Raw genomic sequence first — 14,113 nt, 5'->3', positions numbered from 1 at the left:
TTTGTTATTTCGGGGTACTCATTTGTTATTTCAGCATGTCCATAACGCACCCTACGAAACTACTAGAATTGAAATACAGTGCTGGTAATACTTGTCTGAACTACCCTAGCCTGCGGGGAGGTTAGCTCAAGCGTAGCTTTGGCGGGGGTGGGGTTTTGCGTATTATGCTTAATTGCCCGAACATTATATTATCTACGATAGGCTTGTCTGCGATAGGCTTTTGCGATCGCAATTAGGACTTACGCAAAAATTGCTAAAAAGCTTAATTTCTCGAACCGCCAAGACGCCAAGAGCGCCGAGAATTCGTAGAGTGTGCGTAAGTCCTAGCAATGACTATATTATCCTTTACATATAAATATACTTAGTAAAATTAAAGATTTTTAATAAGTATATTTACCAAGCTAAAAATCGCAATTGCATACAATTCTGCCGTTATTGGTGACGGAGTATGTATCGATTAGAGGAGTTAAAAAGAGTTCAACGGTCAACTATGTTATGATTAACTATGTTGAGAAATATTTTCGGTCATGTGACTGACTATATAGACGCCTCCCCGAATCTAAATCTCTACACCCTTTGATTCTGGAGGTGTCTACACCATTTCATTCTAAAAGTGTTTTATGTCAGTTTATATTGCTGTATTGGAATACATTGGGTGAAACTGGTATCGCAAGGCGGAAGTCAAAAGTCAAAATGCTTTAATTTTGGGCTTCCTGGCTGTTTGGAATGGTAGGTTTATTTCCGCCGACCTGTATTAGAATGCTACTTATTTAAGCTAAATTTATATCTCCGACTTATTAAAGAAGTTGGGGATGTGGGCAGCAATTTTTACTTAAGTAAGTGGGATTGGACAGTAAAGTGTATCACAAACCCAGACAACATACGAATAATACTTGAACTTATGCCAACGGATATAATTACCCGTCCTGAATCGCTGACAGAAGATTGCTTTTTTACTTATGCCCTTGGGACTGATTTGCATGATACTAATTCGACTGCCCAATATTTACGCAGAATCAGGAAAGAAGATAAACCCTATATCGACATAGCTGTTTCTCCCAGACCGGGTTATCGATTTGAGGTCTGCCTTATCCCTGTTGAAGGGTTCGCTAAAGAAACAATATTAACAAAAGATGGGTTCGCCAAAGCTTTAGCGATTATTTGTGCTGTCTCTAACAAAGCTAGGAAGCGATTCCCCTCAGGAAATGGACAAGAAATTGTCCGGTGTCAATTTAGCAACTTAGCTGATGCAGTCGCTGTAGCGAACAGATTGTCTGCATTACCATCTGATATGTATGAAACTCTCGCCAAGGTATGAAATACCTTGTGAGTTCGCGTCCCCTTGAAGATTTATTATTAGAACTGACGCGCAGACATTTTAATGGTAAGTAATTAGACGGACAAGAGAATAAAAAACTCAATGGTTCGTATTTAATCTGTTGAGAAAAGACCTGTGATACAAGGCTTTTGACCCTAGTGGACAATTTTCCTGTTTTTACACAGTGACCCATAATTCAAAGTGAGTTTTTTTTATGCCTACAAGTCCTTTGCGTGAAGAACCTCGTAACCAGCGAGCGCCTGTAATTCGTACAAGTAATGAGTTTATTCTCTTGGAATGGTTAAAGTCAACTGGTCGTCTAATAGAACGGGAACATCAAGAATCTGAGTATTTAAATGAAGTAGAAGAAATTTCAGAAATGATAGACCTTGACGATATCCCTTACGATCATGACGATGATGATGGTGACATGGATATCGAAGCGTAATTCGTAATTCGTAGTTACCCTAAGCGTTTCATTGATTTGGAATGTGTACTTTATTAAGCCAAAAGGTTAAGAATCCCGACTTCTTTAAAGAAGTTGGGATTTTTAGTATTAAAATGCGAGTGTATTAGACATCTCCAGAAATTAATTATGCGTTACCTGAAACCCTTGTAGAGACGTTGCAATGCAACGTCTCTACAATCATTTTCACCAGATGTCTATTTAATTTTTAGACTTGAGTAATAGATAAAATAATTGTCCATTACTGACTGTAACACCAGCGCGATCGCCTGCTAATTTCCCAGTACCTAAAAAATAATCTACCCTACCTGCACCTTTAATTGCACCTCCGGTATCTTGGTCAAGAACATAGCGACTAACGATGCGCTCCTCCATTTTTCCGGTAGGATTAACGAAGGGAATGGAAGCGCGAATCAACGCTAAAGCACCAGGGGGCATAAGAGATTTATCTGTAGCGATAGAACGCTCTGCTGTTAATGGTACGTTAATAGAACCTTGGGCTGGTTCACCATGATTTTCTTGAAAAAAAACAAAACTGCGATCGCGCGGAATATAAATATTTAATTCTTGGGGATGCTTTTGGAAATAGTCAAGAATAATTGGCATAGTTATACCTTCTAGCGGTAATTTGCCATCATTCACTAATTCTCGCCCAATACTTTTGTAATTATAAGCAGTGTGACCAGCATAGCCGATTGTTGTTTGAGTACCATCAGGAAGCTGAAGTCTGGCTGAACCTTCAATTTGAGCTAGATATGGTTCGAGGCGATCGCGAAACCAAAATAGCTCTAATCCTCGTAATTTTCCTTTTGCGCTTTGTAAACCATCTGCTCCTTCTAGTTCTTCACGGGTAGGATGAGGCTTAGACCAGGAGTTGAAATCAGGAGGTAATCGATAAACAGGATAACGGTATTCTGGTGTGGGGACGCGACTGGCTGGATAAAGCGGTTCATAATAGGCGGTGAATAAAACAGAACCTTTGGTGTCTTTACCAACTGACTGGTAAAGAACAAATTCTCGCTCAATGGCTTGATGTAATTCTGTTGCAGAATTAGTTGTTAGTAGGAGTTCGCGGAATCTTTTCAAGCTTTTGATAACGCGATCGCGCCTAATCTCAGCTACAGGATAGTTTTGATAAGCAGCCGCAGCATTAGCCGTTTGCAGGTATTGGAGACTACGAGCGATCGCACTCATCAGCGCCTTTTTGTCTGGTATTTCTCCATAGAGAACTTCATCCAAACAAGAGGTATCACCTTGACAACAAGTTATTGGTAACCTCTGAATTAATGGTGATTTTTGGTTTTCAGCAGTCAAGGAAACTGGTATATCCCACTTTTTCACGCGACATTCAGGCGGACTAAGTTCCTGATGCGCTAAAGGTTGCATACGCACCAGGAAAAGTGACAAAACTAAGGGTAAGCTGATAGCGATAACTTTATTAAACTTTCCTAACTCAGCAATTGCTTCCATCAAAATTCAAATTTTTCATATTATCCCACTTCCCTCAAACTCAAAAATAAAACCGCAAATCGAGAGTCATTAGTCATTCATTCTCTGTACAATGCCCAATGCCCAATGCCCCATCCCCAATACCTTATTCATTCATATTCCGGTAAGTTGCAACTGCTGAAGGCGATATCCGATTCAAATATCGGAAGATCCAATATTTAAATATAGTATCTAAAATCACTGGAAATGTCGCAATAAATAAGAAGATAAAATCTCGATTTGCTGGTAATCCCCAATGACGCGATACACCTTCTAGAAGTACTTCCCAGCCATGAGGAGAGTGGAAACCTACAAATATATCGGTAAACAAAATAATGATAAATGCTTTAGCACTATCACTAAGTCCATAGACAATCCGATCAAAGAAATCTTTAATCACAGCAATAGAAGACTTGCTGACGAGTAAAAGCCAGATAAAAGCACCCACCGAAAAAATATCTGCAAAAACATTTTTGATAGCATTAGAGCTTTCATAACGGAATTCTTCAGCAAGCTCAACCGCCCTCTTCTTCATTTCAACTTCTATCTGTTCAGGCAACAGTGGCGGGGCATTTCTAATAAAATTTTCAAACTGGAGCTTTTCTTCAAATCTTTGTAATTCTCCAAGGGCTTCCTCTTCCATTTCGGAATTGAGGAATATTTGCATTTGCTCAGTGTTTCTAAACTTCTCAATAAATGGCCCTACTACAAAAGCTTTTGCTATTTGATGCGTCAAAAGTGGTACGATAATTAATAGTAAAATAAACCTAATAGATATTATTGTTCTTCTTTGAGCTTGACGAAAGCTTTGGATTACTTCTTGTTCCGAATTAGGATCTAATTCAACTTGCAAACGAGTGATAGTGCTTAAAATAGAGCGGGGTAAAACCCCTGTTGTATCAATTTTACCCTTTGGTTTTGCTTTTGTCTCCCAATCTTTAGTTGTTATTTTCGGTGGCAACGTTGGATTATTGACGATTAGCGATTTGTCGTCAGATATTACAGATTCAACTGGTAAATTTGGAGGTTGAACCACTAAAACGTTGGAACTTTTTTGAGCGGAAAGTGTTGTGTATTTGGATATAACTTGATCGATAAAGTTAAGCCTTTCCAAAACCAAAGAAGGGCTGAGATACTCTATACCTGTTTTTTCGGCAGCTTTTTGATTCTCTTCATTTAAAAACCAACGGCTTGCTTTCAACTCTGTAAGCCGCATCCTCACAGTTTTTAATAGCTTTTTTAGGTCTGACTCAAAATAATCCATCACGCTATTACTGTACATGGCTGAGTCAATGTCTATTTTATTACCACTGAAATGCTTGTCTTCTATTTCCTTAATCTTTAATGCTGCATCGTAAGCTTGATTTAAAGAACGTTCAGGAGTTTGTAAGTACCATCGGTAAGTATCAAGTAAAAAAGAATAGATTTTTTGGCTAAAAACAGAGTTTTTCATTGGAGACAATCATCCAGCATTATTTGGTAACTATTAACCTTAAGTTAACGCACGAGGTATACTAGCAAATCTACAAGGAGAAAGTTTGTGGTTTCTCATTCGGTTTGGATTGTTGGCACTAGCCGCAGTGGTAAGACAGCTCGCTTGGTAGAGCAATTTTGTAGTTGGGTACAACCTGAGAAGCAATACACTGAATCATTTTATACTAAGAAATCAGGACGTAAAAAAGGCGTTCATACACCCGAATTTTTATATCTTAAACAAACAGAGCCAGGAGTTTTAGTCTTAGCTGCTAATGATGATAATCGTCGAGAATTGGGGGATATAATTATTACATCTACCTTGGGGAAATATCCGGTGCGTGCCAAGACACCGCTAGGTTTTTTTCAGGATGAAGTTATTTTATTTTGGCCATTGCTAATTAACTCTTTGAGCCTGAAGGCACAGTTTCCAGTAAGATTGCGCCCAGAAACGGAGCAAGAGTTAGCAACCAAACTTTGGCGTCCCCAATTAGACGAAGAAATTTTACGTGTTGCAGGAGTGAATGAATCTCGCTTGGTGCGTCGCATTCTAGACTTATTGCAATTAGCAGCTTATAGTGGTATACCTTGCGAAGATATTGCCCAGATTTTGACAAGGGGTCTGGGGGAAAATCCTACAACTTTAGAACCGGAATTTCTCGCCTCTTTGCTTCTAGATTGGCGTAACTGGTGTTTAGAGAGGGGGTTACTAAGTTATGGGATTATTACTGAACTGTATAGTCAGCATTTATTAAGCGATCGCAATTACCAGCAGCACCTAACTAAACGCTATCAGGCGGTATTGGCAGATGATGTAGATGATTATCCTAGCGTAGCGCGTCTTTTGTTTGAGTTACTCTTAGATCAAGGTGCAGTCGGGGCATTTAGTTACAATCCCGATGGTGCAGTCCGATTGGGATTGGGAGCAGATCCCAACTACCTAGAAGGATTAGCAGAACGTTGTCGGGTAGAAATCTTGACCGGGCCCCCTCCAGAGTCCCTTGGTGAGCAAGCTAACCAGATGGTGGAATTACTCACAGAACCAATGGTACTGTTGAGTTTACCAAAAACCGTGCATTCAATTCAAACTACCTCCCGCGCCCAATTATTGCGGCAAACAGCAGAGGTAATTGCTGATGCCATCCAATCACAGCAAATAGAACCAGAAGAAGTGGCGATTATTGCACCAGGTTTAGATGCGATCGCTCGTTATACTCTAGTAGAAATCCTCGTTAAGCAAAACATCCAGGTAGAATCGTTGAATGACCAACGTCCGTTAATTAGTTCACCCGTCATTCGCGCATTACTTACCATGCTGGCACTAGTTTATCCCGGCTTGGGACGCTTAGTAGATCGGGATGCTGTAGCAGAAATGTTGGTTGTGTTGAGTAGGAAACAACAACCATCAGAAGACGCGATGAATCGGGTATATACAAATATTGATCCGGTTCGCGCTGGTTTGATTGCAGATTACTGCTTTGTACCCCATCCCGATCGCCCCAACTTGCTACCAGTGTCAGCCTTCGAGCGCTGGGATAGAATCGGCTATGCAGCAACTACAGCATATAATGAGATATTACAGTGGTTAGAACAGCAGCGATCGCAACAAGAACTGCGGTTAATTCCCAGTCCCATTTCCCTCTTAGACAGGGCAATTCAACGCTTTTTGTGGAATGGTAGTAATCTCCCCTACGAACAACTAGCAGCATTGCGGGAATTATTAGAAACCGCTCAACATTACTGGGAAATTGACACCAGACTACGACAAATTAGCCCAACAGAGACAACACCTCACACAACTCTTATCGAATTCATTCAATTACTGCGACGTGGGACTATTACCGCTAATCCTTATCCTGTGCGTCCCATTGGTGGAGCGAGAAAAGCTGTCACCTTAGCAACTATATTTCAATATCGATCTAGTAGGCGATCGCACCGTTGGCATTTTTGGCTAGATGCTGGTTCACCTCTATGGGCAAAAGGTGGTGCAGCAACTTTGTTCGGTGCGCCGTTTTTCCTGCGAGACAGATTAGGCGAACCTTGGACAGCAGAAGATGAGAAATTGGCAGAAGAACAACGATTGCAAAGAATTTTGACAGATTTACTCTCTCGTGTATCCGAGAGAGTTTATTTGTGTCACAGCGATTTAGCCGTGAATGGACAAGAGCAATTAGGGCCACTATTACCCTTAGTGAATGCTTGTGTAACGCATTCCGTTACATAAAACTTATTTAAAGTTTTCTAAATTCGCATATTCATACGCCAATACGGTTCGGATAAGGTTTTTTGATGACACGCCCTAGATCCAAAGACGCGATAAATCGCCGTCTCTACAAAGGACTGATTCTTGTAAAGACGGCGATTTATCGCGTCTCTTGCCTTAACGGAACCGTATTGATTCATACGCTAATTTAGAAGTTAATTGTTATCTTTTTCGTCCAAAGTTCAATAGTGGGGAACATTTATTATTTCTTTTTTACGACCAAAATTTAAAATTTATTTGTAAGTTAAGATTGACTCAATATCATTTTATCAATCATATCTAATATATCCGTGTTTATAGTCATATCAAACTTGCTGGCAAATAATTTTTCTGAGTTTCTAATTTTATCAAAATCATTTTTTTCTAAAATTTTGGGGTGAAGGGTATTAGCATTAGACCACTCTAGATCCGTCAAGCAAGTGTTAATAATTTTATCTTTAAATGGTGAATTTACAATTAGGATCTGGTAAAACAATTCATCTGGACAATTATCTAATGAGCTATTTCAAAAACAAAAATATTTGTTTATATAGATGTTTATATAGAGTAGTAATTGTCCCCTTGTTAACATTGGCGTTTGGGGTTAATCTTTGCAAATTTCGGGACTGTGGTTGAATTGGAACAGGAGAACGAAAAGGCACATTATCACGCTTTAAGAGCAAAGGAATACTGAGAAGTCCCAAAATAATTACAACTCCGGTCATTATCCAAACCATTAACCTATTTGGTTTATAATCTGCTCGTTCAATTTGCCAGAAAACTTGATTGTATCGCCACGCAGCTAACGCAACAGTCAAAATTCCAAAAATTACCAAAGCCAAACCCAAGTTTTCCGAATTGGATAATGGATTTACCGGAGGTTCTTGTTGAGTAATAGCAATATTCAACTGGCGCAGAAATATACCAAATCGCGCGATCGCAAAACCAAAGCTAATCAAAGCAATAGAAGTGCGTAGCCAAGCAAGAAAAGTGCGTTCGTTTGCTTGATGCTCCCTTTGACGATCAATTTTTGGTATTTTATCCATGAGTATCTTCTGACGCCAATTTATCCTTGAAAAGTATTTATTACATTGATAAATAGCACAGACTAGCGCCAGAACGAAAATCAAGACGTATATGTAAAAGTCAAAACAATCATATTCAAACAAACTCAAACTCTGTTTTTTACCACCGTTTTCCCTGTTTTTGCTTATACAAATACTCTTTTAGCTTACTTTTATGAAACTGCTGATATTCATTTAGATTATATTGATGGATACGAATTCCAGGACTTGATAGCTTTCCTTCAAGAACTTGTGCTATTTGATTATTCACATCTGGATAGTAGTGACTACCATCATAAGTATTATATGTGACTGTGGTCATCTCTGAAGGATATGAGAAATCGTATGTTATGTCGTAACTTTTGGAAGCTTCATAAATTGCCTCTAATTCGCAGTTTAGCAAGCCACGAGCATAGCTTTCATTGAAAAGCTTCCAAACTGATATTGGTGGCACATATCCAATAATTTTAGCATTTGGGAATATATGTCGTATTTGTTTGTAATAAGCAATGCGAGAAAAGTCACATTTCTCTTGAGTTTTTTTATCTATAAACTCAGGTTTGTATTTAGGGGCATTATCAAAAACTTTACCTTGAAAATCTTGATCGTAGAATCTAATCTCTGTATTTAGCCTAAAAATTGTTTTCAAGGACAACTGCAAAGTGTCTAGAGAGAATAGATAAGCCTGATAGGCAGGTTTTGGTTTTGCTACCTCAACGTTATTTTTAAGTGCTGTCTTTTTATCAAAAGTGAAATTGTAAGAGTCTATCCCCACATATATTTTTTGAGGATTAACCCCTTTCTCTTTAACGTATTCGGCATATTTAACAAATTCCTCAGCTGTTCCAGCACTGAAAGAATAATTGAAACAAACATTATTCTTGAGTGCCTTACTATTTAACAGAGTGACACGAGAGCTACCAAAAATGAGGCAATCATACTTTTGCTTATCACTATGCAACAATAGATTAGTTTTGGTCAGCCTTTCATTATAGGGAACATTTATTGGATTTAACTTGTTCCCTTGAGTGTACCAGAGTGGGTCAACAGCTACATTTACTACTCCAATAAAGGAGATAAGTGTACTTACCATTGTCAAGTAGGTTTTTAAATAAGCAAGCATCAGCTTTGATTCTCCCTAGAACTGAAAATACAAAAACTCACTAACTTTGGTAAGGTGCAACAGCGCAATTACAGTTAAAACTGAAACGACTAAGGCATAAGTTTGATTCGGTTGCCACTGTAATCTAGACCAAAAAAGGCTATTAGATGAAAGTTTTTTTAATTTTTCATAATTGAAGACTGGCTCATACTTGCCCATCCATTCCTGAACATTAGGTGTCAACCAGACGATCGCAAGTAAAATAGAAATATCAATTATTGCTTTTTTTAAGCCTGATTCAAGAATTTGAGTAGTGAATAATAAGCCATTTAATCCAATCATGCCTTTGACAATTATGAATGCCGTAGCCATGTTTTCTGCTCTGAAAAATACCCATCCGATGACAACTGCGAGAAATGTTATAAACCAACCTAGTTTTAGACTCAGCCAGTTATCTGTTTTTAAATCATACTTTTTTTGGAAAACATTCCATTCATGATTAATACTTAGATAAGCTCCATGCAATCCACCCCAAAAGACAAATTGCCAACCTTCACCGTGCCAAATTCCTCCCAGCAGCATGGTTATCATTAAATTCAAACTACGTCTAATCTCACCTTTGCGATTACCACCTAAAGGAATGTATAAGTAATCTCGAAGAAAGTTAGAAAGAGTGATGTGCCACCTACGCCAGAAGTCGCTAATACTGGTAGCTTTATAAGGTGAGAAAAAGTTAACTGGTAACTTAATCCCGAACATCCTAGCTATCCCAATCGCCATGTCAGAATAACCAGAAAAATCAAAGTACAGTTGCAACGTGTAGGCTAGCGCACCCACCCAAGATTCTAAAAATGTGGGGAAGATACCAGCAGCAGCAGTATTAAATACTGGGCTTGCATAAGCAGCAATGTTATCTGCAAAAACAACTTTCTTAAATAATCCCAAACTGAAAATGGTAATACCTACTGCCATATTCTCTAAGTTAAACCTACACACAGCTTTGTCAGCGAACTGTGGCATGATCTCTGAGTGGTGAACAATAGGGCCAGAAATTAGTTTAGGAAAAAAGGTGATAAATAAGCAGTAGTCTACAAATTTAGTGTCTTTCGCTTCCTCACGGTAAGAATCAACCAAGTAGGTAATTTGCTGGAAAGTAAAAAAGGATATCCCTAATGGCAGGATAATATTTTGTAAATTAAAGTTTATACCTAATATATCGGCTGCACTTGAAACAAAAAAATTAGCGTACTTGAAGCAACAAAGGATAATTAAATTAGCTGTTATTCCTAAAACAAGCAGTGTCTTTTTTCTGATTGGTGAGTTTAATTGGTTGAGTGTATAACCTATAAAAAAATTTAAGCCTATTGAAACTAGAAGCAATAGTAAGTATCTTGGATTCCACCAACCATAGAAAAATAAAGAAGCAGTCACTAACCAGGTGATTGCTAAACGGTGATAACCATATTTACCAAGAAAGAAAAATATGAAAAGAGTAATTGGCAAAAATAGAAATATAAACTCTAGGCTGTTAAATAACATACATGATTTTTTTGTGGTCGAAGAAAATAATACGATTACATGTATTACCAGCACACAAGTTTTATATATATATTTACTAAAATTAATAAAAAGTTACAAAAAAGCCACCGACAAACAGTTCAGTCAGAATGACTGCGCTGGGAATTCCGAGAAAACCCCAAGCGATCGCGAGAATCTTTACAATAGTAAATAAGGTAAAGATATATATCAGAGTCAAAATCAATGGCACTATTCGGATTTGGCAAAAAGGCAGTTATGCCCACACCTGAGGAAGCTTTGCCAGGAAGGGCACAGTCTATGTCAGTACCCGCAGCTCATTATGTAAATAAGAATCCCTTACAACCTCCTTATCCCGATGGATTAGAGAAGGCAATTTTTGGCTTGGGCTGTTTTTGGGGTGCAGAACGCAAATTCTGGCAACTTAAAGGTGTTTACACCACCGCAGTGGGTTACGCTGCTGGGTTCACACCCAACCCCACTTATGAAGAGGTATGTAGTGGGCGAACCGGCCACAATGAAGTGGTGTTAGTTGTGTTTGATCCCAAAGTAATCAGTTATGCTGAACTACTCAAAATCTTTTGGGAAAGCCACAATCCTACCCAAGGGATGCGCCAAGGTAATGATGCTGGCACTCAATACCGTTCGGGAATTTATGTATATTCCGAAAGTCAAAAACAGCTAGCAGAAGCATCGCGGGAAGCTTATCAGCAAGCCCTCAACGGTGCTGGTTATGGCAAGATTACTACAGAAATCTTGGATGCACCTGAATTTTACTACGCTGAAGCTTACCACCAGCAATACCTGGCTAAAAATCCCAACGGGTATTGTGGTTTAGGAGGAACAAATGTTTCTTGTCCCGTGGGTGTAGTTGAATCGCAAGTTAGTAGTTAGAAGGAGCTAGGGGGAGTGGGGAGTAGGTAGGAGTCACGACATAAGGCGGCTTTGGGCATGGGAAAGAGGACTTGGGGACAAGGAGAATTGGGGACGAGGGGAAAGACTTGTTGGAAGTTCTAAACTTTTGTCACCTTGTCACCTTGTCCCCTTGTCCCCTCTGCTCCCTCATTCCCCATTCCCCACTAAAATGCAGCTTGGAGTAAAGCGATCGCTCGAACCCATAACATAATACTAATCGGCCCTCCAATTACAATACCAGCGATCGCCCAGCCTCTTTGATGCGCTTTGAATTGTTCAATACTGTTCCACCGTCTACTTTTCCAAGCCCATTCATTGCCTTTTGCACCGAATGCGATCGCCAGAAACCACGAAAAGTTTGGTATAAAACAGAACACTCCACACCACACTTGATTCGGCCACATCCACAACCAAGGCATGAGAAATGCGCCCCAGTTCCAACCGAGAATTTCCTCTGGGACTGTTTCATTGTGATTATTTATCCCACATCCAGAATTGTTGATTATTTCTTTTAGCGGAACTAGCTGATTCTTGTTTGCGGATTTAATAGCCAAACGAGATTTGAGAACATTCAGTGCTTCGCGGGCATTAGTAAATCGTTGTTCTGGAGCAGGTTCTATCAACTTTTGTAGCCAATTGAGAAAACTAGGACTCAAGTTAACTCGGTCTGCAAATTGCAACCGCAAATCCTGTTGAGGTAAATCACAAGGGGAAGTTCCTGTTAACAAATGAATCAAAGTTGCTCCCAGTGCATAGAGGTCTGAAGCCGCAACTGCTCGACCACCAAATTGTTCCATTGGGGCATAACCATAAGTACCGACAACAGTGAAAGTAACGCCCTCTCTTGCTGCTTTATCCTGAACTGCACCAAAATCAACTAAATAAATCCGATTATCTTCGCCCCAGATTAAATTACTCGGTTTAATATCTCTATGCAACACCCCTGGATTCAACTCATGTAGATAGATGAGAATATTTAAAACCTCAACAGCAATTTTTCTAGCTCGCTTTTCACTAAACCTTTCGCCAATAGCAAGTTTTTCCTTGAGCGACTCACCAGGAATGTATTCTTGTATTAAGCCAAACCAGAGTGTGCGATCGTCGATACAAAAATAATCTATATATCGAGGGATGCGGGGATGATTTAGCTGTTTAAGAATTTGTGCTTCCCTCTCAAAAAGCTTCAGGTCATCCCACTGGACAGTACCACCAAAGGCCAAAAGTTTGACCACAACGGTCGAATTTTGGTCATCAGAGGCTTGTAAATCCTTGGCTAGCCAAGTTTGACGAATTCCATTGTTGCCAAGTTGGCGTTGGATTTGATAACGGTCTTGTAATATCTGTTCTGGTTGCAGCATTTGACACCTGCTGGCAATTTACTCTGATTCCCTTATATTCAAGGATAGTCATTATTTAGAAAAATTGTGGGAGCCAGATAATTTTTGCGATAGTAAGCTTGATATTCCGCAGACAGCAGAGGTTCCCACCAATCACGATGATTAAGATACCATTCAACTGTTAAACGTAAACCCTCAGCAATTGTTACTGAAGGTGTCCAACCAAGTTGAGTTTTAATCTTGTTTGCATTAATTGCATATCTCCTGTCGTGTCCTGGTCTATCCTTAACAAAAGTAATTAATTGCTCTGCTGGACGCACTGGTAAATTAGGTGCTAATTCATCCATCATCTGACACAAAAGCTGCACCAGGTTGAGATTTTCCACCTCATTGTTGCCACCAATATTGTATGTTTCCCCTGGTTGACCGTGATTGATTACCACATCTAAAGCACGACAATGATCGCCCACATAAAGCCAATCACGCACATTTTTACCATCACCATAAACAGGTAATGGTTTACCTATTAAAGTGTTGATGCACATCAAAGGAATTAGTTTTTCAGGAAACTGATAAGGGCCGTAATTATTAGAACAATTTGTGATAATTGTCGGGAGGTTGTAAGTATGGTAATAAGCACGCACTAAGTGATCGCTACCAGCTTTCGAGGCTGAGTAGGGACTATTGGGAGCGTAAGGTGTCGTTTCACAAAAAGCTGCATCATCTGGGCCCAAACTACCGTAAACTTCATCAGTAGAAACGTGTAGAAAACGATAATCAGATGGCTGTGCTTTTGCTTCCCAATGTTGCCGAAAAGCTTCTAGCAGCGTGAAAGTTCCTACCACATTAGTTTGTACAAAAGCAGCCGGCCCAAGAATTGAACGATCAACATGAGATTCAGCAGCAAAATGGGCGATGGTATCTATATTTTCGGTTAATAATAACTCGTCTATGAGCGTGCGATCGCAAATATCCCCCTCTACAAACCGAAAATTCTTTCTTCCCTCAACCAGCGCCAAATTCAGACGATTTCCCGCGTAGGTAAGCGCATCCAACACCACCACCCGGTCATCTGGATAAACGTGACACCAATGATGCACAAAATTTGCCCCAATAAACCCCGCACCCCCAGTAACTAATAACCGCCGACTCATTCCATTTCCTCTCTTCTC

10 protein-coding genes and 1 pseudogene are annotated in these 14,113 nt (G+C 39.5%); 4 read left to right on the top strand and 7 right to left on the bottom strand.

Annotation, left to right across the window (positions count from 1 at the left end):
* Positions 1–901 precede the first annotated feature (901 nt).
* Positions 902–1,318 (top strand): hypothetical protein, encoded by a 417-nt coding sequence (locus CDC33_RS28100; protein ID WP_109011724.1) that lies wholly within the window; start codon positions 902–904, stop codon positions 1,316–1,318.
* Between the two features lie 214 nt (positions 1,319–1,532).
* Positions 1,533–1,766 carry a DUF3134 domain-containing protein gene (locus tag CDC33_RS28095; protein ID WP_109011723.1) on the top strand — a complete coding sequence of 78 codons (234 nt, stop codon included), beginning with the start codon at positions 1,533–1,535 and terminating at the stop codon, positions 1,764–1,766.
* A gap of 219 nt (positions 1,767–1,985) precedes the next feature.
* Here CDC33_RS28095 and mltA read toward each other — a convergent pair whose 3' ends face one another.
* Positions 1,986–3,254: a murein transglycosylase A gene (mltA, locus tag CDC33_RS28090; protein WP_181374158.1), complete on the bottom strand. Its 1,269-nt coding sequence runs from the start codon at positions 3,252–3,254 to the stop codon at positions 1,986–1,988.
* Between the two features lie 124 nt (positions 3,255–3,378).
* On the bottom strand, positions 3,379–4,725 hold the full coding sequence (locus CDC33_RS28085; protein ID WP_109011722.1) for a proton extrusion protein PcxA: 1,347 nt from the start codon (positions 4,723–4,725) through the stop codon (positions 3,379–3,381).
* A gap of 87 nt (positions 4,726–4,812) precedes the next feature.
* Between CDC33_RS28085 and CDC33_RS28080 the strand changes: the two genes are divergently transcribed.
* The gene (locus tag CDC33_RS28080; RefSeq protein ID WP_109011721.1) at positions 4,813–6,969 is read left to right on the top strand and encodes a PD-(D/E)XK nuclease family protein; all 2,157 of its coding nucleotides are present in this window, start codon (positions 4,813–4,815) and stop codon (positions 6,967–6,969) included.
* A gap of 629 nt (positions 6,970–7,598) precedes the next feature.
* Here CDC33_RS28080 and CDC33_RS28070 read toward each other — a convergent pair.
* The 3 genes and pseudogenes from CDC33_RS28070 to CDC33_RS28060 form a co-directional block, all read right to left on the bottom strand.
* Positions 7,599–8,033 (bottom strand): annotated as a pseudogene (locus CDC33_RS28070) (YidH family protein); the annotation flags it as partial.
* 139 nt (positions 8,034–8,172) lie between these two features.
* Positions 8,173–9,174: a hypothetical protein gene (locus CDC33_RS28065; RefSeq protein WP_109011718.1), complete on the bottom strand. Its 1,002-nt coding sequence runs from the start codon at positions 9,172–9,174 to the stop codon at positions 8,173–8,175.
* Positions 9,175–9,189: 15 nt separating this feature from the next.
* A complete protein-coding gene (locus CDC33_RS28060; protein ID WP_109011717.1) occupies positions 9,190–10,692 on the bottom strand; it encodes an MBOAT family O-acyltransferase in 1,503 nt (500 codons plus the stop codon).
* A gap of 222 nt (positions 10,693–10,914) precedes the next feature.
* On the opposite strand from CDC33_RS28060, the gene msrA reads away from it, so the two are divergent.
* Positions 10,915–11,583 (top strand): peptide-methionine (S)-S-oxide reductase MsrA, encoded by a 669-nt coding sequence (gene msrA / locus CDC33_RS28055; RefSeq protein WP_109011716.1) that lies wholly within the window; start codon positions 10,915–10,917, stop codon positions 11,581–11,583.
* A gap of 185 nt (positions 11,584–11,768) precedes the next feature.
* On the opposite strand, the gene CDC33_RS28050 is transcribed toward msrA, so the two are convergent.
* Both CDC33_RS28050 and rfbB read right to left on the bottom strand, forming a co-directional pair.
* Positions 11,769–12,962: a serine/threonine protein kinase gene (locus CDC33_RS28050; protein ID WP_109011715.1), complete on the bottom strand. Its 1,194-nt coding sequence runs from the start codon at positions 12,960–12,962 to the stop codon at positions 11,769–11,771.
* A gap of 38 nt (positions 12,963–13,000) precedes the next feature.
* Positions 13,001–14,095 carry a dTDP-glucose 4,6-dehydratase gene (rfbB, locus tag CDC33_RS28045; protein ID WP_109011714.1) on the bottom strand — a complete coding sequence of 365 codons (1,095 nt, stop codon included), beginning with the start codon at positions 14,093–14,095 and terminating at the stop codon, positions 13,001–13,003.
* Between the last annotated feature and the right edge of the window lie 18 nt (positions 14,096–14,113).

This window comes from Nostoc commune NIES-4072 (genome assembly GCF_003113895.1).
In the GTDB taxonomy this organism is placed as follows: Bacteria; Cyanobacteriota; Cyanobacteriia; order Cyanobacteriales; family Nostocaceae; genus Nostoc; species Nostoc commune.
This window is presented reverse-complemented; position numbering and strand designations above follow the sequence as displayed.

What these genes read in the sequence shown, in the direction of transcription:
- CDC33_RS28100 (WP_109011724.1), top strand. Translation starts at nt 902, where the DNA reads ATGCCAACGGATATAATTACCCGTCCTGAATCGCTGACAGAAGATTGC.
- CDC33_RS28095 (WP_109011723.1), top strand. Translation starts at nt 1,533, where the DNA reads ATGCCTACAAGTCCTTTGCGTGAAGAACCTCGTAACCAGCGAGCGCCT.
- mltA (WP_181374158.1), bottom strand. Translation starts at nt 3,254, where the DNA reads ATGGAAGCAATTGCTGAGTTAGGAAAGTTTAATAAAGTTATCGCTATC.
- CDC33_RS28085 (WP_109011722.1), bottom strand. Translation starts at nt 4,725, where the DNA reads ATGAAAAACTCTGTTTTTAGCCAAAAAATCTATTCTTTTTTACTTGAT.
- CDC33_RS28065 (WP_109011718.1), bottom strand. Translation starts at nt 9,174, where the DNA reads ATGCTTGCTTATTTAAAAACCTACTTGACAATGGTAAGTACACTTATC.
- CDC33_RS28060 (WP_109011717.1), bottom strand. Translation starts at nt 10,692, where the DNA reads ATGTTATTTAACAGCCTAGAGTTTATATTTCTATTTTTGCCAATTACT.
- msrA (WP_109011716.1), top strand. Translation starts at nt 10,915, where the DNA reads ATGGCACTATTCGGATTTGGCAAAAAGGCAGTTATGCCCACACCTGAG.
- CDC33_RS28050 (WP_109011715.1), bottom strand. Translation starts at nt 12,962, where the DNA reads ATGCTGCAACCAGAACAGATATTACAAGACCGTTATCAAATCCAACGC.
- rfbB (WP_109011714.1), bottom strand. Translation starts at nt 14,095, where the DNA reads ATGAGTCGGCGGTTATTAGTTACTGGGGGTGCGGGGTTTATTGGGGCA.